Genomic DNA, 21,352 nt, shown 5'->3' on the forward strand with positions numbered 1-21,352 from the left:
AGCGGGCGACGGCCTTGGGGTCCTTGGGGTCCTTGGGGTCCTTGGGGCGGGAGGTCAGTCCGTCGGCAGGCCGGGGGCCGGATGGGCGGCCATGAGTTCGGACACCTCGGACCTGATCTTCGTCAGGGCGGCCTCGTCCCCGGTGCCCGCCGCGGCGACGCCACGGTCGATCCAGTCGGCGACGGTCGCCATGTGCTCCGTGCCCAGGCCGCGCGAGGTGAGGGAAGGGGTGCCGATGCGGACGCCCGAGGGGTCGAAGGGCTTCCTCGGGTCGAACGGCACCGTGTTGTAGTTCACGACGATCCCGGCCCGGTCCAGGGCCTTGGCGGCGACCTTGCCCGGAACGTCCTTGGGGGTGAGGTCCATCAGGATCAGGTGGTTGTCGGTGCCGCCGGAGACCAGGTCGAAGCCGCGGGCGAGCAGGGCGTCGGCGAGGGCCTTGGCGTTGTCGACGACCGCGTGGGCGTAGTCACGGAAGGAGGGCTGGGACGCCTCGTGCAGGGCGACCGCGATGGCCGCGGTGGTCTGGTTGTGCGGGCCGCCCTGCAGACCGGGGAAGACCGCCTTGTCGATGGCCTTGGCGTGCTCCTCACGGGCCATGAGCATCGCGCCGCGCGGGCCGCGCAGGGTCTTGTGGGTGGTCGTGGAGATCACATCGGCGTGCGGCACCGGCGAGGGGTGGGCGCCACCCGCGATGAGTCCCGCGATGTGCGCGATGTCGGCGACGAGGACGGAGCCGATCTCGCGGGCGATCTCGGCGAACGCGGCGAAGTCGATGGTGCGGGGCAGCGCGGTGCCACCGCAGAAGATCAGCTTGGGGCGTTCCTTGAGGGCGAGGTCGCGGACCTCGTCGAGGTCGACGAGACCGGTGTCCTGGCGTACGCCGTACTGCACGCCGCGGAACCACTTGCCGGTGGCGGACACGCCCCAGCCGTGGGTGAGATGGCCGCCCATCGGCAGGGCCATGCCCATCACCGTGTCGCCGGGCTCGGCGAAGGCGAGGTAGACGGCGAGGTTGGCCGGGGAGCCGGAGTAGGGCTGGACGTTGGCGTGCTCGACGCCGAAGACGGCCTTGGCACGGGCGATGGCCAGGCGCTCGACGGGGTCGATGTTCTGCTGGCCCTCGTAGTAGCGGCGGCCCGGGTAGCCCTCGCTGTACTTGTTCTGCAGGACGGTGCCCGAGGCCTCGAGGACCGCGCTGGAGACGTAGTTCTCGCTGGGGATCAGCCGCAGGGTGTCGGCCTGGAGCTGTTCCTCGGCGTCGACGAGCGCGGCGAGTTCGGGGTCGGCGGCCGTCAGCGCGGGATGGCCCGGCCGAGGGGTGTTGCGGCGGGAAGAAGAGGGAGTCATGGCGTCCTTCCGGGGGCGAGCGGTGAGTGTCCGTCGTGGTCCCGGGGTGCCCAGGCGGTCGGCACCTCGAAGGTTCTGCCTCGCACGGCTTCCTCGGGGTCCGTTCCCCGTGCGCCAGTCGCCGTGCTGTAGGGGTCACGATAGCTGGCACGCCGACACGGCATGTTTCTTCGTCCAGGATGCGAGCGACGATAGAAATTGGGCGCCACACCCGCCTCACACCGCACGACGAACGGAGACCCCGTGTCGACCACGCAAGCTTCCTTCGCGTCATCGCCGTCGTCATCGACCACCGAGGAGCTCATCGCCTCGGCCGAGTCGCACAGCGCCCACAACTACCACCCGTTGCCCATCGTGGTCGCCTCGGCCGAGGGCGCCTGGATGACCGACGTCGAGGGGCGCCGCTACCTCGACATGCTCGCCGGTTACTCCGCGCTCAACTTCGGGCACGGCAACCGCCGTCTGATCGATGCCGCCAAGGCCCAGCTCGACCGCGTGACGCTCACCTCGCGGGCCTTTCACCACGACCGGTTCGCGGAGTTCTGCACGCGCCTGGCCGAGCTGTGCGGCAAGGAGATGGTGCTGCCGATGAACACCGGCGCGGAGGCGGTGGAGACCGCCGTGAAGACCGCCCGGAAGTGGGGGTACCGCGTCAAGGGCGTGCCGGACGGGCGGGCGAAGATCGTCGTGGCGGCCGACAACTTCCACGGCCGGACCACCACCATCGTCAGCTTCTCCACGGACGAGGACGCGCGGGCGGACTTCGGGCCGTACACCCCGGGATTCGAGATCGTGCCGTACGGCGATCTCGCGGCGCTGCGGGCCGCGGTCACGGACGACACCGTGGCGGTGCTCCTTGAGCCGATCCAGGGCGAGGCCGGAGTGCTCGTGCCGCCGCCCGGATATCTGGCGGGTGTCAGGGAGTTGACCCGCGAACGCGGCGTGCTGTTCATGGCGGACGAGATCCAGTCGGGGCTCGGCAGGACGGGGCGGACGTTCGCGTGCGAGCACGAGGGCGTGGTGCCGGACGTGTATGTGCTCGGCAAGGCGCTTGGCGGCGGGGTCGTGCCGGTGTCGGCGGTGGTCGCCGACGCCGATGTGCTCGGGGTGTTCAAGCCGGGCGAGCACGGGTCGACGTTCGGCGGCAATCCCCTTGCCTGTGCGGTGGCGTTGGAAGTGATCGATCTCCTCTCGACCGGCGAGTTCCAGCAGCGGGCCACGGAGCTGGGCGAGCATCTGCACGCCGAGCTGCGGCTGTTGACCGGCGCGGGCAAGGTCACGGAGGTACGCGGGCGCGGGCTGTGGGCGGGCGTCGACATCGCGCCGTCGTACGGCACGGGACGAGAGGTCTCGGAGAAGCTGATGGACCGCGGGGTGCTGGTCAAGGACACGCACGGGTCGACGATCCGGATCGCTCCGCCGTTGGTGATCAGCAAGGAGGACCTGGACTGGGGGCTCGACCAGTTGCGGGGAGTGCTGAGCTAGCACTGCTTCTGGGCGGTCAGCCTGTTTGGGGTGTTCCACCCGCTTAGGGGCTTTCTGGCCGCTTCGGGACCTTCGGCCCTGGCGTGCCGCTCCCCCTCCCCCTAGCTTTGCTTCTCTTTTGTCCGCATTGGTGAAGCTGTACGGGGTGGGGTTCTGTGGGGGTACGTCCGTGGCATTGGGTGGCGTTGGTGGCGGGGGCCTTGCTCCTCTTCGTCGGCTGCCAGTTCGTGTTCGATGACCAGGACAAGACGCCGCAGCGCATCAAGGACGGCACCGCCGATCTCGAACTGACCGTCACCGGGCGGCCGACCCCGGAGACGCTTGCCGTCATCGAGAAGGCCCTGGTGCGGCTGAAGGACCGCGACGCCGACGGTCTCGCCGATCTCGCCGAGGACGACGAAGGGGCCGCGAAGACGGCCGGGGGCTGGGTGGAGAAGTGGGGGGACGCCGCGCAGAAGCCGGTCGTCGTGGACTTCGACGACGACTCGATCGGCACCTGGATCACCGAGCTCAAGTTCGAGGGGGAGCGAAAGCCCCTGCTGATCGACCTCAAGCACAAGGGCGGGGGCAAGGGGGACCCCGACCGTGAGATCGGCGTCATCATGAGGCCCGGCTACTACGACCACGGCTGACCGGGGCCGTCGACCGCCTGCGGAACGGCGGTGGAGGCGGCCTCGAAGGCGGTGTCGAAAGCGGTGTCGAAAGCGGTGTCGAAGGCGGTGTCGAAGGCGGTGTCGAAGGCGGTGTCGCCCAGGGTCGTGCGGATGCGTCGCGTGGCGCGGTCGACGTCCTTGCGTTCCGCGGGCGGCAGGGGCGCGCCTTCCGCCGCGCGGATCGCGGCGGCGGTGCCGAGCAGTCCGGCGGCCTCGGTGTGGCCCGCGTGGTCGTCCGCCAGGGAGCGGGCGCCCGCGAGGCCCTCCAGGGCGAGGGCAACGGCGCGTCCGTCGCCCGTCGTGCGGGCCACGGCAAGGCCCTCGCGGTGGAGTTCCGCCGCGCGCGGGGCGTCGCCGCGCTGCTCGGCGACGTAGCCGAGCTGGGCCAGGACCAGGGCCGTGCCGGAGTCGACGCCGAAGCGGCGGTTGAACTCCAGCCACGGCAGCAGGAGTTCCTCGGCCGTGTCCAGGTCGCCGCGGTGGCGGGCGCCGATGGCGAGGCCCGTCTCCGCGAACTGCTGGGCGGGGCGGTGCGACTGGCGCTCGGCGAGCTCCGCGGCGCGCCGGTGGTGGTCCGTGGCGGCCCGGTCGTCGCCGGTCAGGAGCGCGAGCCTGCCCAGGCGGGAGAGGCGGAAGGAGAGGTCGGTCCAGAGTTCGAGTTCCTCGGCGCCGCGCAGACCGTCGCGCTGGAGCCGGGCCGCCCCGTCGTAGTCGGCGGCGATCTCGGCGAGCACGCCGAGCTGTTCGGACGCCTGCAACTGGCCCCAGCGGTCGCCGAGTTCGGCGAAGAGGGCGGCGCTGCGCGTGGCGTCGGCACGCAGCGCCACGAGGTCACCGCGGTAGAGGGCGCGGGTGGCCCGGGTGGACAGCGTGGCGGCCTCGCCCCAACGGTCGCCCGCGGCCCGGAACTCCGCGAGCAGCGCGTCGACACGGGCGGCCTCGCGCGGCGTGCGGTCGAACCCGCACCGCGCGAAAGCGAGCAGCCAGCGGGAGCGGGCGTCGGCGGGGGTGGTGGACTCGCGCTCACAGGTGTTGCCGTGCGCGCAGGCCTCCTCGCCGGTCAGCAGGGCGAAGGCGGCGTGGGCGGAGGCGGCGGCGGTGCGGGCCGGGGCCTCGGTGCCCGCGGCGCTCGGCTCCCCCTTCGGGGTCGGGGTCGGGGTCGGGGTCGGGGTCGGGGTCGGCGGCAGGCTCAAGGCCAGGCCCAAGGAACGCATGGCTTCACGGAGACGGCCGCGCAGGAACCAGTACCAGGTCTGGGCGTTGACGAGACGCAGGGCCGTCGCGGCGTCGGCGTCCGCGGCCGACCACTCCAGCGCGGCGCGCAGGTTCACCGCTTCGCGGTCGAGCCGCCGCAGCCAGCTCCGTTGCTCGGGGCCGTGCAGGGCGGCGGCGCCGCGTTCGGCGAGGTCGGCGAAGTGCTGGGCGTGGCGGCGGCGCAGCGCGGTGGTCTCGGCCGCCTTGTCGAGGCGTTCGAGGCTGTAGGCGGTGACGGATTCGAGCATGCGGTAGCGGATTTCGGGGGCGTCGCTCGGGGCGGTCGAGGTGGTCGGGGTGATCGGGGCGGTCGAGGTGGCCGGGACGCCTGGGGTGTTCGGGGTGCCCGGGGTGTTCGGGGTGCCCGGGGTGCCCGGGATCGTTGCCGGGGCGAGGAGGGAGCGGTCCACCAGGCGGGTGACGAGGTCGAGGATGTCGTCGTCTTCCGCAGACGTCTGCTCGTCTGACGTCTGCTCGTCTGACATCTGCTCGTCTGATGCCTGCCCGTCAGACGTCTGCTCGTCTGACGCCTGCCCGTCAGACGCCTGCTCGTCTGACGCCTGCTCGTCTGACGCCTGCTCATCTGACGCCTGCCCGTCAGACATCTGCCCGTCAGACAACTGGCCCTCAGACATCCGCCCCTCAGACGACTGCCCCTCAGGCAACCGCCCCGCAGACAACCACTCCGCAGACATCCGCCCCTCAGACAACCGCCCCTCAGACAACCACCCCTCCCCCCAAGCCCCCCGCAGCACCCCCTCCGCGCTGTCCAGCGTGAACCCGCCGTCGAATACGGCGAGTCGGCGCAGGGTCCGCCGTTCCGGTGGGGTGAGGAGTTCCCAGCTCCAGTCGATCATCGCGCGCAGGGTGCGCTGGCGGGCCGGGGCGTCGCGGCGGACCTGGTTGAGGAGGCGGAAGCGGTCGTGGAGGCGGTCGGCGAGGGCGTGCACGCCGAGGGCCCGTACGCGGGTGGCGGCGAGTTCGACGGCCAGGGGGATGCCGTCGAGGCGGCGGCAGATGAGGGCGGCGGCCTCGCGGTTTCCGTCGTCCAGGGCGAAGCCGGGCGCGGCGGCCGCGGCGCGGGCCGCGAAGAGCCGGAGCGCCTCGTCCTCGCCGAGCGGGGCGACGGCTTCCAGGGTTTCGCCGGAGAGGGCGAGCGGCTCCTGACTGGTGGCGATGACGCGTATGTGAGGTGTGTGGCGCAGGAGTTGGGCGGTCAGGTCGGCCGCGGCGCCCAGGACGTGTTCGCAGTTGTCGAGGACCAGGAGGAGCCGACGGCCCGCGAGGGCCCGCCCGAGCCGCTCGGCCGCGGCGTGCCCGGACGCCGCGGCCCCCGCCCCCGCTCCCGCCCCACGCCCGGTCGCCCCCGACGGATCCGCGGGCGCGTCGTCGCGGATGCCCAGCGCCGCAGCCACCACCGACGTGACCGCCGACGCCACCGCCGACACCTCCTCGCCCCGCGTCCCCGCGAGTTCCGCGAGCCAGATGCCGTCGGGGAAGTCGTCCGCCAGGCCCGCCGCCGACTCCAGGGCGAGGCGGGTCTTGCCGACGCCGCCGGGCCCGGTGAGGGTGACGAGGCGTCCGGATGAGATGAGGCCGCGTACGCGCGTGACTGCGTGTTCGCGGCCGACGAGGCCGGTGACCTGCGCGGGCAGGTTCGTGAGGGGCCGCCGTTCCGCGACGGGCGCGATCGGCGCGGCGGAGCCGCCCCCGCGCGGCGCCGCCAGCTCCGCGTCCTGGCGCAGTATCGCCTCGTGCAGCGCGGCGAGTTCGGGGCCCGGATCGATGCCGAGTTCGTCGGCGAGGCGCAGCCGCAGGTCGCGGTAGGAGTCCAGGGCCTCGGCCGGGCGGCCGGAACGGTACAGGGCGCGCAGGTGGCTGGCCCGCAGCCGTTCGCGGAGGGGCTCGCGGGCGACCAAGGGCGCCAACTCGTCGGCCAGCAACGCGTGTTCGCCGAATTCGAGGCGGAGTTCGGCCAGCACCTCCTGGGCGGTGAGCCGCTGCTCTTCGAGGCGCGAGGCCGCATCCCGTACGAACGCGGCGTCGCGGAAGTCGGCGTACGCGGGTCCGCGCCACAGCGCCAGCGCGTCGGTCAGGAGCGACGCCTTCGTACGAGGATCAGCGCCTGACCCGTACGTTCCGGCCCCGGCCGCGCCCGCCCCGTACGCACGCGAAGTCAGCGCCGTGAATCGCGCGGCGTCCACGTGGTCGTGCGGCACCCGCAGCTCGTACCCCGCGGGGCCGTACGCGACCAGGCCCCGGCCGCCCGGCTCCGCCGCTTCGAGGGTGCGGCGCAGCTGGGAGACCTTCGTCTGGAGGGAGTTGGCGGGCGAGGCCGGGGGCCTGTCGCCCCACAGGTCGTCGACCAGGGTGTCCACCGGGACCGGGCGGCCCGCCCGCACGAGGAGCGCGGCGAGCAGGGCGCGCACCTTGGGCTCCGGGGCGGGCGCGATCTCCCCGTCCTCCGTGCGCACCGTCAACGGGCCGAGCACCTCGAATCGCATGGGGCCACGTTAATCGCCTGGTCATCCGGTACGCCGTGCGGCCGGACGCTCCCGCTGACCAGCCGCCGTACGACCCCCCGCACGACCTCGTACGCCACCCGGCCGTCCCCCGTGCGTGGACCGTCAGCGTTCCGTGCGCGCCCCCGGGCACGGTGATCCCCGTGACGGCGCCCCCGCGGTCACGGAGCAGCACGCGAACAGCACCCGAACAGCAGAACACCAGAAGACGAGAACACGAGAACACGAGATTCAAGGAGTCATCATGACCATCTCCCGGGAGATCCGCCTCGCCGCCCGCCCCACCGGCGAACCCACCGCCGCCGACTTCGAGTTGGCCACCGCCGAGGTCCCCGAGCGGCTCGGTGCGGGGCAGCTGCTCGTGCGCAACACCTGGATGTCGGTCGACCCGTACATGCGGGGCCGCATGGACGACGCGCCGTCGTACATCGCGCCGTTCCAGCTGGGCGCCCCGCTGGAGGGCAGTGCGATCGGTGAGGTCGTCGCGTCCGCCTCCCCCGACGTTCCGGTCGGCGCGACGGTCACGCACTTTCTCGGCTGGCGGGAGTACTCCGTGGTCGACGCCGCCGTCGCGACGGTCGTCGACACCTCGCTCGCCCCCGCCGACGCCTATCTCGGCCCGCTCGGCGCCACGGGCCTGACCGCGTACGCCGCGCTGACCCGCACCGCCCCGGTGCGCGAGGGAGACGTCGTCCTCGTCTCCGCCGCGGCCGGCGCGGTCGGCAGCGTCGCCGGGCAGATCGCCCGTGAGCTGGGCGCGTCCCGGGTGATCGGCTCGGCGGGCGGCCCGGCGAAGACGAAGAAGCTCCTCGACTCCTTCGGGTACGACGCGGCCGTCGACCACCGCGCGGGCGGCCTGTCCGAGCAGCTCGCGCAGGCCGCACCCGACGGCGTCGACGTCTATCTCGACTCGGTCGGCGGCGACCACCTGGAGGCCGCGATCGACGCGATCCGCCCCGGCGGCCGCATCGCCCTGGTCGGCGCCATCAGCACCTACAACGCGACCGCTCCGGCGCCCGGGCCCCGCAACCTCTTTCACGCCGCCAAGCAGGAGGCGACGCTGCGCGGCATGCTCGTCACCAGCCATCTCGGCCTGTTCCCCGAGTGGATCGGCCGGGCGGCCCCCCTGCTCGCCGACGGCACCCTGCGCACCGAGCAGACCGTCGTCGACGGCATCGAGCGGGCGCCGGAGGCCTTCATCGGGGTGCTGCGCGGGGCGAACACCGGCAAGATGCTGGTGCGCATCGATGCCGGTGCCGCCGACGCCTGAGCGGTCAGCTCACCGCGACCTTGGTGACGCGGTACGTGACCTTGTACTTCCACTTGCCCATCCACGTCCCGCCCTCGAAGTCCCACGGCTTGTCACCGTTGCGGAGATCCGAGACGGGCAGGCTGAAGGTGAGCTGGCCCAGTTCGTCGTCCGGGTCGATCTTCTTCAGGACTTCCTGCGCCGCGGTGCTCGTCGTGTCGATGATCTGTTGACCGACCTGCCCCGGAGTGGGCTTGAGGTTGTTGATGGCGTTGGTCATCTCCTTGAGCGCCTGGCCGTACCTGGCCCAGTCCGCCGAGAAGTCCTCGTCGAACGCCGCGATCCCGAGGTGCACGGTTTCCGAGAGCGAGATCTCGCCCTCGAACATCACGGCCTCGCTGGGGTTGAAGGGCTTCGTCTGGTTGTCGTTGATGTCGATCGGCTTGGTGAGCACGACCTGGCGCTGCTCACCGCCGATGACACCACCCACGATGTAGAACTCGTCGCCGCCGAGGTTGTCCTCGGTGTCGTAACAGTGCACGTTGACCAGCTCGATGCGGATGCGCGCCTTGTCACTCGCCATGAATCCGGTTTCCTTCCGGTACGAATGAGCGAACGGATGGGCAATGCGCCATCAGTCTGCGGATCCGCGTACAGGGCGAACAGAATTGATTCCGGCCAGCGGGACACCGACCGGTTTATGTACAGAGAACTGAGGGGGCCGGGAAACGGCATGGCACGAGTGACACACGTGGCGCCGGGCAGAGCCGAATTCCTTTACTGGAAAGGCGGCTTCGGACGTCCTTCGGAATTCACAGAATTACATGAGGGATAAACCTTGCGTACTCGTCCGTGACGAGGCCCGACGATTCCCTGATCCCGAGCCCCGCCGCCTCGTCCTCGACGACCCACGCGCCGAGGACGACCCGGTTGCCGTCGAAGTCGGGCAGGGGCGCCAACTCCTGGTAGCAGCAGGCCTCTTCACGGACGACGGCCGGGTCTCCCGGCTCGTGCACCGTCACTCCGGCTCCTTCGCGGCCGAGCAACGGCTTGGTCACGTAGCCGCGTTCCGAAGCCAGTTCCCGCGGGCCGTCCAGGTAGGCGGGCAGCAGGTTCGGGTGGCCCGGGTACAGCTCCCACAACACGGCGAGCAGCGCCTTGTTGGAGAGCAGCATCTTCCAGGCGGGCTCGATCCAGAGCGTGGATCCGGTGCCGCCGCCGTTGTCGAGGGTCTCCAGGACGTGCGGCGCGAAGCGGTCCGTGGTCAGCCACTCCCACGGGTAGAGCTTGAAGCAACTCCGCATGAAGCGGAGCTTCTTGTCGACGAAGCGGCGTGAGAGCCGGTCCCAGCCGATGTCCTCCATGGAGATCGACTCGACGGCGAGGCCCGCCTGTTCGGCCGTTTCGCGCAGATACGCGACGGTCATCAGGTCCTCGCCGAGTTCGTCGGCGGCGGAGTGCGCGAAGTACAGGGGGCCGCCGGGCGGCAGCAGCGGGGCCTGCTTCTTCCAGGCGTCGACGAGGCGTTCGTGGAGGGAGTTCCACTGGTCGGCGCCGGGGAAGCGCTCCTCCATCCAGAACCACTGGGGGCTCGCCGCCTCGACCAGGGACGTGGGGGTGTCGGCGTTGTACTCCAGCATCTTGGCCGGGCCCGTGCCGTCGTGACGCAGGTCGAACCTGCCGTACAGGGAAGGGAGTTCGGCCCTGCGCCGCCACGCCTCGGCGACCGCGTCGGCCACCCGGGGATCCGTGATGCCGAGGTCGCCGAAGCGGTCGTGCTCGACGATGTGCGCCGCCGCCGCGAGGCACATCGCGTGCAGTTCCTCGACGACCTCCTCCAGCGCCTCGACCTCGGGGAGCGAGAAGACGTAGTACGCGCTCTCGTCCCAGTAGGGGCGCAGGGTGTCGTCGGGGTAGCGGGTGAGCGGGTAGATGAGCCCCTGGTCCTCGACGGTCCGCTGCCAGCCGGTCCGGGGTTCGATGGTGCGGCGTTCCACGTCTCAGCCGCCGCCGCTGCCGCTGCCCGAGCAGCCGAAGCCGTCGCGGTCCACGGCCTCGCTGCGGCTGAAGGTGCCGTAGTCGGCGTAGCGTCCGTCGACGTCGGCGTCGTAGTACCAGGCGGGGTCGGTGCGGCCGGACGTCTTGCCGGTGCCGTAGGAGCTCTTGCGGGACTTGCCGGTGGCACCGGTGGCACCGGACTTGCAGCTGCTGTCGCTGACGATGCGGTAGCCGTTGACGTAGTCATAGCTGTCGCGGTCCACGCAGCGGCGGTCCGGGTCGGAGCCGCAGGAGGTGAGGGCCGCGGCGAGGACACCCATGCCGCCGAGCGCGACCGTGCTGGAGCGCAGCCGCCGTGGTTGCTTCTGTGTCATGTGGTGCCGTCCCCCGGGAGCCATGCGTGGTTCGTTGTCGGCCAGTGGTTCGTTCTCGGCCAGCCGTGCGGATCGGCGATCAGCGTAGGGAAGGCCACCCCCGCCGTGTCCACCGCCTCCCCCGGATGTCCCTTGGGTCTCCTTTGACTCACCTTCCTCTACAGTCACTTCGTGTCTCTTGGGATGTTTTGCGCACTCGGTTCAGCGGTCTGCTTCGGCACCGCCTCGGTCCTCCAGGCGGTCGCCGCGCGCGCCACCGCGCCCGGCACCGGCTCCGGCGTCGACCCCGCACTGCTCCTGCGCGCCCTGCGCCAGTGGCGCTATCTCGCGGGGCTCGGGCTCGACGGGCTCGGCTTCCTGCTCCAGATCGTGGCCCTGCGCTCCATCCCGATCTACGCCGTGGGGGCGGCGCTCGCCGCGAGCCTCGCCGTCACGGCCGTGGTCGCCGCGCGCCTCCTGCACGTGCGGCTCAGCGGCGTCGAATGGGGCGCGGTGGGCGTCGTCTGCGCGGGCCTCGCCATGCTGGGCCTCGCGTCCGGCGACGAAGGCGACCGCACCGGCTCGACGGCCCTCCGCTATGTGATGCTCGGCGTCGCCCTCGCCGTCCTGCTCCTCGGCGCGGTGGCGGGCCGGCTGCCCGACCGGGGCCGGGCCCTGGCGCTCGGCCTGGGCGCGGGCTTCGGCTTCGGGGTGGTCGAGGTGACCGTACGGCTCATCGACGACGTCTCGCCCGGCGCGCTCCTGACCAATCCGGCGACATACGCCCTGCTGCTCGGCGGCGGCGCCGCCTTCCTGCTGCTCACCTCGGCCCTGCAGCGGGGCTCGGTCACCACCGCCACCGCGGGCATGGTGATCGGCGAGACGGTCGGGCCCGCGCTGGTGGGCGTGGTGTGGCTCGGCGACCGCACCCGCGAGGGCCTCGAATGGCTCGCGGTCCTCGGCTTCGCGGTGGCGGTCGCGGGCGCGCTGGCCCTCGCGCGGTTCGGCGAGGCGCCGGAACAGGGCGATGCGACCTAGGAGGTGCGCGATACAGTCGCGCGAGCGTTCCCACCCCGGGGAACGTGCGCGATCCGTCCGGCCACCTGGCCCTTCCCCCACTGAGAGCAGGTTCCGTCCATGGCATGCCGTATCAGCGAACTCGTGCTCGGCTGCCGCGAACCCGAGGTGCTCGCACGGTTCTGGTGCGAGGTCCTCGACTTCGTGGTGCTGGACCGCGAGGACGACGGAACGCTGGAGATCGGGCCGCGCGAAGGCTTCGGCGGCGCGCAGCCGACGATCATCCTCAGCCGCAGGGCCGAGCCGGAGCCCGGGAAGTCCCGGCTGCACATCGACGTCAACGCCACCGACCGCGACCAGGGCGCCGAGCTCGAACGCCTCCTGGAGCTGGGGGCGCGCCGGGCCGACATCGGCCAGACCGGCGACGAGCAGTGGCATGTGCTCGCCGACCCCGAGGGCAACGAGTTCTGCCTGCTCAAGGCCCGCCTCAACCCGCTCTGACGGCCCTGGAGCGAGGGACCGGCCGCGGGCGGCGGGGAACCGCCGGACACGGTCACGGCAGGACCCGGCACAGCGCCTCCAGCGCCCCCGCCCACGCATGCTCCGCGGGCGTCCCGTACCCCACCACCAGCGCGTCCCGCCGCCGCGCCCCCGCGAGGGGGTGACGGAAGCGGGACAGGCCCTGCACCGCGAGGCGTTCCCAGTTGGCCGCCTGGACGACGGACTGCTCGGTGCCCTGCGGGAGTTCGACGACCGCGTGGAGCCCGGCCGCGATGCCGGTGGCACGGGTCTCGGGGGCGCGTTCGGCGAGGGCGGCCACCAACTGGTCGCGGCGGTGCCGGTAGCGGAGGCGGGCGGCGCGCACATGACGGTCGTACGCACCGGACGTGATGAACTCCGCGAGCGTCAGCTGGTCGAGGACCCCGCACGACAGGCCCGCCGCGTCCTTCTCGCCGACGACCTCGTCGCGCAGCGCGGACGGCAGCACCATCCAGCCGAGGCGCAGACCGGGGGCGAGGGACTTGCTGGCCGTGCCGAGGTAGACGACGTGTTCGGGGTCCAGTCCTTGAAGCGCCCCCACAGGCTGGCGGTCATAGCGGAATTCGCCGTCGTAGTCGTCCTCCAGGATCAGTCCGCCCTCGCGCCGCGCCCAGTCGACGGCCGCGGCGCGCCGGTCGGGACTCAGTGGTACGCCCATCGGGAACTGGTGCGCGGGGGTCAGGAGCACCGCCTTCGACGCGCCCGCGCCGGACCCCAACCCGGCCGTGCACGTGCCCAGTTCGTCGAAGTCGAGCGCCGCCGTGCGCAGGCCCGCGCGGTGCAGCAGGTTCCAGTGGACGTCCAGGCCGTACGACTCCACGGTGACCTGCCGCAGTCCGCGCGTGCGCAGCACCCGGCCCAGGATCGAGAGGCCGTGCACGAATCCGGCGGTGATGACGATGCGGTCGGGGTCGGTGCGCACGCCGCGGGCCCGCGCGAGGTAGAGGGCGAGGGCCTCGCGCAGTTCGAAGCGGCCGCGCGGATCGCCGTACCCCAGCGCCTCGTTGGGGGCGGCCGTCATCGCGCGGCGGGCCGCCTTGAGCCACTCCGTACGCGGGAAGGCGGACAGGTCCGGGGTGCCGGGGGTGAGGTCGTACGTCGGCGCGCCGCCCTTCCTGCGCGGCGGCGTGGGGCGCGCGGGCGGCGTGATCACGCGCTCGGCCACGCGCGTGCCCGAGCCCTGCCGCGCGGTGAGCCAGCCCTCGGCGACCAGGTCGGCGTACGCGTCGGCGACCGTGTTCCGCGCGATGCCGAGGTCGGCGGCGAGGGAGCGGGACGACGGCAGACGGGTGCCGGGGGCGAGCCGGCCGCCGCGCACCGCCTCGCGCAGCGCGTCGGTCAGGCCCTTGCGGACACCGCTGCGGGAGGCCTCGCCGCCCGTTTCCAGGTGCAGGTCGACGCCCAGAGTGGCCCATGTTTCTCCCATGGAAATGGACCATACCTGTGGGCTACCACGACCGTAGGCTGAGCGTCATGACGACGAACGAGAGCACCACCGAGACCGCCACGGACACCACCAAGGAGTACGTCCACGAGCACACCCCCCGGCTCGCCTGGGCCCAGCAGGCCCCCGAGGTCTTCAAGGCCATGATCAAGCTCGACGCGGCCGCCCGTAAGGGCCTCGACCCGGTGATCGCCGAACTCGTCAAGATCCGCGCCTCGCAGCTCAACCACTGCGCGCTCTGCCTCGACATGCACACCAAGGACGCGCTCGCGGCGGGCGAGAGCGTCGAGCGGATCATCCAGCTCAGCGCCTGGGAGGAGTCGCGGCACTTCTACACCGCGAAGGAGATCGCCGCGATCGAGCTGACCGAGGCGATCACCGTCCTCACCGACGGATTCGTGCCCGACGACGTGTACGCGCGCGCCGCCGAGCACTTCGCCGAGGCCGAGCTCACCCAGCTCATCGCCGCGATCACCGTCATCAACGCGTGGAACCGCTTCGGCGTCGCCACCCGCCAGGTGCCGGGCCACTACAAGGCGGGGGACTTCAAGTGAGCCCTCGTACCACGCACTTGGACAAGGGCGTCGCCGGTGCGATGAGCGCGCTGAGTGCCGCCGCCAAGCAGGGGCTCGGCGACGCCGTGCTCGCCGAACTCGTGATGATGCGGGCCTCACAGATCAACGCGTGCGCGTTCTGCCTCGACATGCATGTGGACATCGCGCTGAAGAACGGCGAGACGCCCAAGCGGATCGCGCTCCTCAACGCCTGGGAAGAGGCCAGGGAGTTCTTCAGCGAGCGGGAGCGGGCGGCCCTCGCGCTGACCGAGGCGGTCACCGTGCTGACCGACGGCTTCGTGCCCGACGAGGTCTACGCGACGGCCGCCCAGCACTTCGACGAGGCCGAACTCGCCCATCTCATCGGCCTGATCAGCGTCATCAACAGCTGGAACCGGCTGATGGTGAGCCGCCGCATCGACCCCGGCGGTCCTGCATGGTGAGCCCCGTCGACACCCTGCGCGCCCTGCACCACGGCCGGGCGCCCGGCGACCCGCTGATCCTGCCGGGACCGTGGGACGCCGCGAGCGCCCGGGTCTTCGAGGAGGCGGGCAGCCCCGCGCTCGCCACGCCCAGCGCGGGGATCGCCCTGTCCCTCGGGTACGAGGACGGGCAGGTGCCGCCGAAGGAGATGTTCGCGGCGGTCGCCCGGATCACCCGGTCGGTGTCCGTTCCGGTGTCCGTGGACGCCGAGACCGGATACGGGCTCGGGGCCAAGGAGCTGGTGGACCGGCTCCTCGACGCGGGCGCCGCCGGCTGCAACCTGGAGGACTCCTACGGGGGCAAGGGCCCCACGGGTGTCCTGCGGGACGCGCGCGAACAGGCCGACTGGCTCGCGGAGGTGCGGGAGGCCGCGGGGGAGCGGCTCGTCATCAACGCGCGCATCGACACGTTCGTCCGCGGCATCACGGATCCGGAGCGGGCGGTCGAGCGGGCGCGGCTCTATGTGGCCGCGGGGGCCGACTGCGTCTACCCGATCCTCGCGCCGGTCGAGGCGATTCCCGCGCTGCGGGCGGGGATCGAGGGACCGCTGAACGTCCTCGCCAAACGGGACGGGCCCTCCCCCAGGGAGCTGGGGGAACTCGGCGCCACCCGGATCACGTTCGGGCCCGGGCTGCTCCATCGGGCCATGTCGGCCCTGCGGGAGATCACCGACGAGCTGACGTAGACGTGGAAGTGCCGGGTGTCCGCACGGACGGACACCCGGCACCGTGGGGTGTGCCTGCCTACTTGGGCAGCCACGCCTTCCACTTCGACTCGTTCTTGTCGATCCACGCCTTCGCCGCGTCCTGCGGGGACATCTTCTTGTCGGCGATCATCAGGGAGACCTCGTTCTGGTCCTCCTCCGACCACTTGAAGTTCTTCAGGAACTCCGCGGCGTCGCCGCCGTTCTTGGCGAAGTCCGCGTTGAAGTACTTCTGCAGGGGCGTGTGCGGGTAGGCGCACTTGATCGTGGCGGGGTCGGCGTCGCAGCCCTCCTTGTACTCGGGCAGCTTCACCTCCGTCATCGGCACCTTCTCGAACAGCCACTGCGGCTTGTACCAGTACGTCAGGAACGGCTTCTGCTGCTTGGCGAACTGCTCGATCTGGGTGATCTGCGCCGCCTCGGAGCCCGCGAAGACGACCTTGTAGTCCAGGTCGAGGTTCTTGACCAGGGCCTTGTCGTTCGTGACGTACGACGGGGAGCCGTCCATCAGCTGGCCCTGGCCGCCGCTCTCCGCCGTACGGAACTGGTCCGCGTACTTGTTGAGGTTCTTCCAGTCCGTGACGTCCGGGTGCTTCTTGGCGAAGTACGTCGGGACGTACCAGCCGATGTGCCCGGTCACGCCGACGTCGCCGCCGGGGACGATCGTCTTCTTGTCCTTGATGTAGCGCTGTTCCTGCTCGGGGTGGCCCCAGTCCTCCATGATCGCGTCGACGCGGCCCTGGCTGAGCGCGTCCCAGGCCGGGACCTCGTCGATCTGGACCTTGTCGACGCGGTAGCCCAGCTCGTGGTCGAGCAGGTACTCGGCGACGGCGACGTCCGCCTGGGCGCCCACCCAGGACTGCACGGAGAGCGTCACGGTCTTGGCGCCCGCCGCGTTCGCGTACGGGGACGACTGCTTGGTCATGTCGGCCTTGCCGCACCCGCTCAGGGCGAGCAGGGTTCCGGCCGCGATCACGGCGCTCAGTGCGCGCTTGCTTCCGCGTATGTCACGTACTCGCATGTCACGCCCCCTTCTTCGCGCGGCGTTCGGTGGGCTGCGTCACCCGGTCCAGCATCAGGCCGAGGCAGACGATGGCGGCGCCACCGACCAGGCCGGACGCCAGGTCGCCCTGCGCGATGCCGTACAGGACGTCGTAACCGAGCGCGCCACCGCCGACCAGACCGCCGATGACGACGACGGCGAGGACCAGGACGACCGCCTGGTTGACGGCGAGCAGCAGCGCGGGGCGGGCCAGCGGGAGCTGGACCTGGCGCAGCTGCTGCCAGTTGGTCGCGCCGAGGGACTTCGACGACTCCATCGCGGCGGGGCTGACCTGGCGCAGGCCCTGCGTGGTGATGCGGATGACGGCGGGCAGCGCGTACACGATGGCCGCGGCGACCGCGGGGGCGCGGCCGATGCCGAACAGGGCCACGACCGGGATCAGATACACGAACTGCGGCATCGTCTGGAAGACGTCGAGGACGGGCCGCAGCAGCCGTTCGAAGCGTGCGCTGCGGGCGGTCGCGATGCCGACGGCGAAGCCGATGACCATGGTGACGGCGACCGCGGCGAGGACCTGCGAGAGCGTGTCGAGGGACTTGTCCCACACGCCGAGCACCCCGATCCCGGCCATCGCGAGGACGGCGGTGAGCGCGGTCTGCCAGGTGCCGATCAGCCAGGCGAGGGCCGCGACCACGAGCAGCAGCGACCACCAGGGCATCCACAGGAGGCCGTCGCGGACCGGGTCGAGGACCCAGGTGGTGAAGTGCGCGGACCAGTCGGCGGTGCCGCCGACGACGGGCACGCCGGTGTAGATGTGGTCGACCATCCAGTCCTTGGCGGTGTTGACCGGCTCGACGATGTTCACCGTCCAGCTCTCCGGCCAGTCCAGGCGGTCGGCGTAGCGGAAGGCGACCGCGACGGCGGCGGTGACCAGGGCGGCGAGGGCCGAGCCCCGCCCGCCGGTCACCCACCAGTAGGCGCCGCCCTGCGTCTGCCGGTCGACCGGGTTGGCGCCCATGCGCTCACCGGCGGCGCTCGTCACGCGGTCGAGGACCACGGCGAGCAGCACGATCGGGATGCCCGCGGCGAGGGCCGCGCCGACGTCGACGGAGCCGAGCGCCTGGTAGACGCGGTCGCCGAGACCGGCGCCGCCGATCATCGAGGCGATCACGGCCATCGAGAGCGCCATCATGATCGTCTGGTTGAGGCCGAGGAGGAGTTCCTTGCGGGCGAGCGGGAGCCGCGCGGAGATGAGGCGCTGGCGTGCCGTGGTGCCGAGCGAGGTCACGGCCTCCATCACGCCGCCGTCGGCGCCGCGCAGGCCGAGCGCGGTGAGGCGGGCCATGGGCGGGGCGGCGTAGATGACCGTCGCGAGGACCGCGGCGGGCACGCCGACGCCGAAGATCAGGACGGCGGGCAGCAGATACGAGAAGGCCGGGAGCACCTGCATGGTGTCGAGCACCGGACGCAGCAGGCGGAAGATCCGGTCGTTGAGTCCGGCCGCGAGCCCCATGAGCGCGCCGAGCACGACGGAGGCGAGGACGGCCACGACCATCAGGGCCAGCGTCTGCATCGTCGGCACCCACATGCCGAGCAGCCCGCACAGGCCGAACGCGGCGGCGGTCAGCACCGCGAGCCGTACGCCCGCGACCCGCCAGGCGATCAGGGCGGAACCGGCGACGACACCGGCCCAGCCGCCCGCGAGGAGCACCAGGTAGACGGCGCGCACCGACAGGACGATGGCGTTGCTGATGTGCCCGAAGAAGTAGGTGAACAGCCAGTGGTTGTCGCGGTTGTCGATGATCCAGTCGGTGGTCTTGGCCAGCGGCTCGGACAGATCGACGGTGAGGGCGTCCGGCCAGGCGCCGGAGGCCCACTTGGCGTTCGCGATCGGCACGAGGATCGCCGCGGCGAGGGCGAGCAGCAGGAGCTTGCCCACGACGCGGTGACGCAGGAGCGCGCCGATTCCCGTATCTCGTACGGGACCTGAGGATGCGGTGGCGGTGGCCATCAGGCGACCACCTCGCCCTTTTCGGAGGCTGTTCCCGCGACGACGGCGAGCAGCCCCGCGTGGTCCACCACGCCCAGGCACCGCTTGCCGTCCATCACGCGCACCGGGAAGCCGGAGCGGGCGACGGCCTCGATGGCCTCGGCGACCTTGGCGTCGGGCGCGAGGGCCGCGCCGCGGGTCTCCTCGTCGGTGTCGGCGGGGCGCATGGCGCTGCGCACGCTCATCACGTCGGCGCGGGCCACGTCGCGGACGAAGTCACGGACGTACTCGTCGGCCGGGGAGCCGACGATCTCCTCGGGGGTGCCGATCTGGACGACGCGGCCGTCGCGCATCAGGGCGATGCGGTCGCCGACCCTGAGGGCCTCGCTGAGGTCGTGGGTGATGAAGACCATCGTGCGGCCCTCTTCGTCGTGCAGGCGGCAGATCTCTTCCTGCATGTCGCGGCGGATCAGCGGGTCGAGCGCGCTGAACGGCTCGTCGAACAGCAGGACTTCGGGGTCGACGGCGAGGGCGCGGGCCAGGCCCACGCGCTGCTGCTGACCACCGGAGAGCTGTCCGGGCTTGCGCTGCTCAAGACCTTCGAGGCCGACCTTCTTGACCACGTCGAGGGCCTTGGCGCGGCGCTCGGCCTTGCCGACGCCCTGGATCTCCAGGCCGTACGCGACGTTGTCGAGGACCGAGCGGTGCGGAAGCAGGCCGAAGTGCTGGAAGACCATCGCGGCGCGGTGCCTGCGCAGTTCGCGCAGGCGGGCCTTGTCCATGGCGAGGACGTCCTCGCCATCGATGGCGAGGGAGCCTGAGGTCGGCTCGATCAGGCGGGTCAGGCAGCGTACGAGGGTGGACTTGCCGGAGCCCGACAGGCCCATGACGACGAAGACCTCACCCTTCTTGACCTCGAAGGACACATCGCGCACGGCGGCGGTGCAGCCGGTCTGCTCGCGCAGTTCGGCGGGGCTCAGGCCGTGCAGCGAGGTGTCGGACGGTATGCGCTCCGCCTTGGGGCCGAAGACCTTCCAGAGGTTCTTGACGGCGAAGACGGGTCCGTCGCCGGACGTCGGCTCGGTCGTGTCCGTGGTGGTCACGGTGGCCTCGCTCATCGGCTGTCACCGCCAAGGATCTCGGCACATTTCTCCCCGACCATGAGTACTCCGATCATCGGGTTCACGGCGGGCATCGTCGGGAAGACGGATGCGTCCGCGATACGGATTCCTGCCATGCCCCGGATCTTCAACTCCGGGTCGACCACCGCGAGTTCATCAGTGGAAGCACCCATTCGGCAGGTGCCCGCGGGGTGGTAGACGGTGTGCGCGGCCTTGCGCACGAGCTCGCTGATCTCGGCGTCGTCGGTGACCTCGGGGCCGGGGAACACCTCGCGCTTGAGCCACTTCTTGAAGGGCTCGGCCTCGGCGACCTTCCGCGCCAGCTTGATGCCGTCGACGAGGGTCTGCCCGTCGTAGTCGCCCTCGTCCTCGAAGTACTTGAAGTCGAGCGCGGGCTTCACCTCGGGGTCGGCCGAGGTGAGGTAAAGGCGGCCGCGCGCACGGGACTTGGGGATGTTCGGGGTCATCGAGACGCCGTGCTCGGGGCGCTCGTAGCCGAGGCGCTCCGGGTTGTCCGTGAACGGGATCTGGTAGAAGTGGAACATCAGGTCCGGGCCCTTGTGCTCCGGGTCCCGCTTCACGAACAGACCGGCGTCCGAGTCCATCGCGGAGTTGCCGGGGATCGGCCCGTTGGTCTCCCAGACGATGACCGACTCGGGGTGGTCGATGAGGTTCTCGCCGACGCCCGGCAGGTCGTGCACGACCGGGATGCCGAGGGCTTCGAGGTCCTTCTTCGGGCCGATGCCGGAGTGCATGAGCAGCCGCGGCGTGTCGACGGCACCGGCGCAGACGAGCACCTCGCGGCGGGCGGTCAGGAGCTTCTCGGCGCCGTCCTTGGTGCGGATGTGGACGCCGCGGGCGGTCTTGCCGTCGAGCTCCAGCTTGGTGGCCCAGGTCTCCAGGAACAGGTGGAGGTTCGGGCGGTCACCGGCCTCCATGTGGGGGTGCAGGTAGGCGACCGAGGCGGAGGAACGCTTGTTGTTCTCCGGGTGGTACGACAGGTCGAAGAAGCCGACGCCCTCGTCGAAGGGCTTGTCGTTGAAGCCGACGACCTCCGGGACGCCGAGGGCGGTCTTCGTCGCCTCGACCCAGTCGGTGGCGATCTGGTTCTGGTCCTTCTTGGCGACGCGCACGATGTTGTTGCGCAGCTTGCCGAAGAAGGGGTCCATGGCCTTGGCGCCCCAGCCGGTGGCGCCCGCCTCTTCCCACTCGTCCCAGTCGGAGGGCAGCGGCTTGAAGGAGATCAGGGTGTTGTGCGACGAGCAGCCGCCGAGCACCTTGGCGCGGCTGTGCAGGATGTGCGAGTTGCCGCGCGGCTGCTCCGTGGTGGTGTAGCCGTAGTCGAGGTCGCCGCCGAGCAGGCCGAGCCAGCGGCGGAGCGTGAGGACGTCCTCACGGTCGATGTCGCTGGGGCCGCCCTCGATGACGGCGACGGTGACGTCCGGGTTCTCGGTGAGGCGGGACGCGATCACCGATCCTGCGGTGCCGCCACCGACGATGACGTAGTCGTACTCGGTCTGGTCAGACATGCGTGCGTGCTCCTCTTCCTGCGAGGTCGTGCCAAGGTGCTTGCGCGTAATGAGCGGGGGGTGCTTGAGCGCTTTGCGGGGGGGGGTGCGGTGGTGCGGGGGCT

The 21,352-nt window shown here is 71.4% G+C and carries 17 protein-coding genes, 2 pseudogenes and 1 riboswitch; of the genes and pseudogenes, 9 read left to right on the forward strand and 10 right to left on the reverse strand.

The features are described from left to right. Positions 1-54 precede the first annotated feature (54 nt). Positions 55-1,350 carry a serine hydroxymethyltransferase gene (gene glyA, locus ACFWZ2_RS10275; protein WP_384544360.1) on the reverse strand — a complete coding sequence of 432 codons (1,296 nt, stop codon included), beginning with the start codon at positions 1,348-1,350 and terminating at the stop codon, positions 55-57. 41 nt (positions 1,351-1,391) lie between these two features. Further along, positions 1,392-1,482, reverse strand: a riboswitch (ZMP/ZTP riboswitch). 111 nt (positions 1,483-1,593) lie between these two features. On the opposite strand from glyA, the gene rocD reads away from it, so the two are divergent. The 3 genes and pseudogenes from rocD to ACFWZ2_RS10290 form a co-directional block, all read left to right on the forward strand. Then, positions 1,594-2,835: an ornithine--oxo-acid transaminase gene (rocD, locus tag ACFWZ2_RS10280; RefSeq protein WP_384544362.1), complete on the forward strand. Its 1,242-nt coding sequence runs from the start codon at positions 1,594-1,596 to the stop codon at positions 2,833-2,835. A gap of 188 nt (positions 2,836-3,023) precedes the next feature. After that, a complete protein-coding gene (locus ACFWZ2_RS10285) occupies positions 3,024-3,467 on the forward strand; it encodes a hypothetical protein (RefSeq protein WP_384544364.1) in 444 nt (147 codons plus the stop codon). A 1,707-nt stretch (positions 3,468-5,174) separates the two neighbouring features. Continuing rightward, positions 5,175-5,303, forward strand: a pseudogene (locus ACFWZ2_RS10290) (Cys-every-fifth RiPP peptide CefA); the annotation flags it as partial. 182 nt (positions 5,304-5,485) lie between these two features. On the opposite strand, the pseudogene ACFWZ2_RS10295 reads toward ACFWZ2_RS10290, so the two are convergent. After that, positions 5,486-7,246 (reverse strand): annotated as a pseudogene (locus tag ACFWZ2_RS10295) (BTAD domain-containing putative transcriptional regulator); the annotation flags it as partial. A gap of 262 nt (positions 7,247-7,508) precedes the next feature. Between ACFWZ2_RS10295 and ACFWZ2_RS10300 the strand changes: the two are divergent. Beyond that, the gene (locus ACFWZ2_RS10300) at positions 7,509-8,534 is read left to right on the forward strand and encodes an NADP-dependent oxidoreductase (protein WP_384544366.1); all 1,026 of its coding nucleotides are present in this window, start codon (positions 7,509-7,511) and stop codon (positions 8,532-8,534) included. Between the two features lie 4 nt (positions 8,535-8,538). Here ACFWZ2_RS10300 and ACFWZ2_RS10305 read toward each other — a convergent pair whose 3' ends face one another. From ACFWZ2_RS10305 to ACFWZ2_RS10315, 3 genes are all read right to left on the reverse strand, one after another. Then, complete coding sequence (locus ACFWZ2_RS10305; protein WP_384544368.1) at positions 8,539-9,096, reverse strand: hypothetical protein; 558 nt, start codon at positions 9,094-9,096, stop codon at positions 8,539-8,541. 229 nt (positions 9,097-9,325) lie between these two features. Then, complete coding sequence (locus ACFWZ2_RS10310) at positions 9,326-10,510, reverse strand: glutathionylspermidine synthase family protein (protein WP_384544370.1); 1,185 nt, start codon at positions 10,508-10,510, stop codon at positions 9,326-9,328. A gap of 3 nt (positions 10,511-10,513) precedes the next feature. Continuing rightward, positions 10,514-10,885 (reverse strand): hypothetical protein, encoded by a 372-nt coding sequence (locus tag ACFWZ2_RS10315; protein ID WP_384544372.1) that lies wholly within the window; start codon positions 10,883-10,885, stop codon positions 10,514-10,516. 183 nt (positions 10,886-11,068) lie between these two features. Between ACFWZ2_RS10315 and ACFWZ2_RS10320 the strand changes: the two genes are divergently transcribed. Together ACFWZ2_RS10320 and ACFWZ2_RS10325 are read left to right on the forward strand one after the other, a co-directional pair. Continuing rightward, positions 11,069-11,902, forward strand: a complete 834-nt coding sequence (locus ACFWZ2_RS10320) for a hypothetical protein (protein ID WP_384544542.1) — start codon at positions 11,069-11,071, stop codon at positions 11,900-11,902. Between the two features lie 99 nt (positions 11,903-12,001). Beyond that, positions 12,002-12,382 (forward strand): VOC family protein, encoded by a 381-nt coding sequence (locus ACFWZ2_RS10325; RefSeq protein WP_384544374.1) that lies wholly within the window; start codon positions 12,002-12,004, stop codon positions 12,380-12,382. 52 nt (positions 12,383-12,434) lie between these two features. Here ACFWZ2_RS10325 and ACFWZ2_RS10330 read toward each other — a convergent pair whose 3' ends face one another. After that, positions 12,435-13,847 carry a PLP-dependent aminotransferase family protein gene (locus ACFWZ2_RS10330; RefSeq protein WP_384544376.1) on the reverse strand — a complete coding sequence of 471 codons (1,413 nt, stop codon included), beginning with the start codon at positions 13,845-13,847 and terminating at the stop codon, positions 12,435-12,437. Between the two features lie 47 nt (positions 13,848-13,894). Here ACFWZ2_RS10330 and ACFWZ2_RS10335 point away from each other — a divergent pair, with 47 nt between their 5' ends. The 3 genes from ACFWZ2_RS10335 to ACFWZ2_RS10345 are packed head-to-tail and all read left to right on the forward strand — an operon-like array spanning position 13,895 to position 15,587. Further along, positions 13,895-14,419, forward strand: a complete 525-nt coding sequence (locus ACFWZ2_RS10335) for a carboxymuconolactone decarboxylase family protein (RefSeq protein ID WP_384544378.1) — start codon at positions 13,895-13,897, stop codon at positions 14,417-14,419. Between the two features lie 41 nt (positions 14,420-14,460). Then, complete coding sequence (locus ACFWZ2_RS10340; RefSeq protein ID WP_384544544.1) at positions 14,461-14,862, forward strand: carboxymuconolactone decarboxylase family protein; 402 nt, start codon at positions 14,461-14,463, stop codon at positions 14,860-14,862. After that, positions 14,856-15,587 carry an isocitrate lyase/phosphoenolpyruvate mutase family protein gene (locus ACFWZ2_RS10345; RefSeq protein WP_384544380.1) on the forward strand — a complete coding sequence of 244 codons (732 nt, stop codon included), beginning with the start codon at positions 14,856-14,858 and terminating at the stop codon, positions 15,585-15,587. Before ACFWZ2_RS10340 ends, ACFWZ2_RS10345 begins: the two co-directional genes overlap by 7 nt. A 58-nt stretch (positions 15,588-15,645) precedes the next feature. Here the strand turns inward: ACFWZ2_RS10345 and ACFWZ2_RS10350 are convergent, their stop codons facing one another. From ACFWZ2_RS10350 to ACFWZ2_RS10365, 4 genes are read right to left on the reverse strand one after another with little or no spacing between them, the layout of a single operon-like run. Further along, positions 15,646-16,626, reverse strand: coding sequence for an ABC transporter substrate-binding protein (locus tag ACFWZ2_RS10350; RefSeq protein ID WP_384544382.1), 981 nt, complete (start codon positions 16,624-16,626; stop codon positions 15,646-15,648). 1 nt (position 16,627) lies between these two features. Next, positions 16,628-18,619: an ABC transporter permease gene (locus ACFWZ2_RS10355; RefSeq protein WP_384544384.1), complete on the reverse strand. Its 1,992-nt coding sequence runs from the start codon at positions 18,617-18,619 to the stop codon at positions 16,628-16,630. Next, positions 18,619-19,716: a glycine betaine/L-proline ABC transporter ATP-binding protein gene (locus tag ACFWZ2_RS10360; protein WP_384544386.1), complete on the reverse strand. Its 1,098-nt coding sequence runs from the start codon at positions 19,714-19,716 to the stop codon at positions 18,619-18,621. The genes ACFWZ2_RS10355 and ACFWZ2_RS10360 overlap by 1 nt, the downstream gene beginning before the upstream one ends. Further along, a complete protein-coding gene (locus ACFWZ2_RS10365; protein ID WP_384544388.1) occupies positions 19,713-21,248 on the reverse strand; it encodes a GMC family oxidoreductase in 1,536 nt (511 codons plus the stop codon). The genes ACFWZ2_RS10360 and ACFWZ2_RS10365 overlap by 4 nt, the downstream gene beginning before the upstream one ends. Positions 21,249-21,352: the final 104 nt, after the last annotated feature.

Source organism: Streptomyces sp. NPDC059002 (assembly GCF_042740435.1).
Classification (GTDB): Bacteria; Actinomycetota; Actinomycetes; order Streptomycetales; family Streptomycetaceae; genus Streptomyces.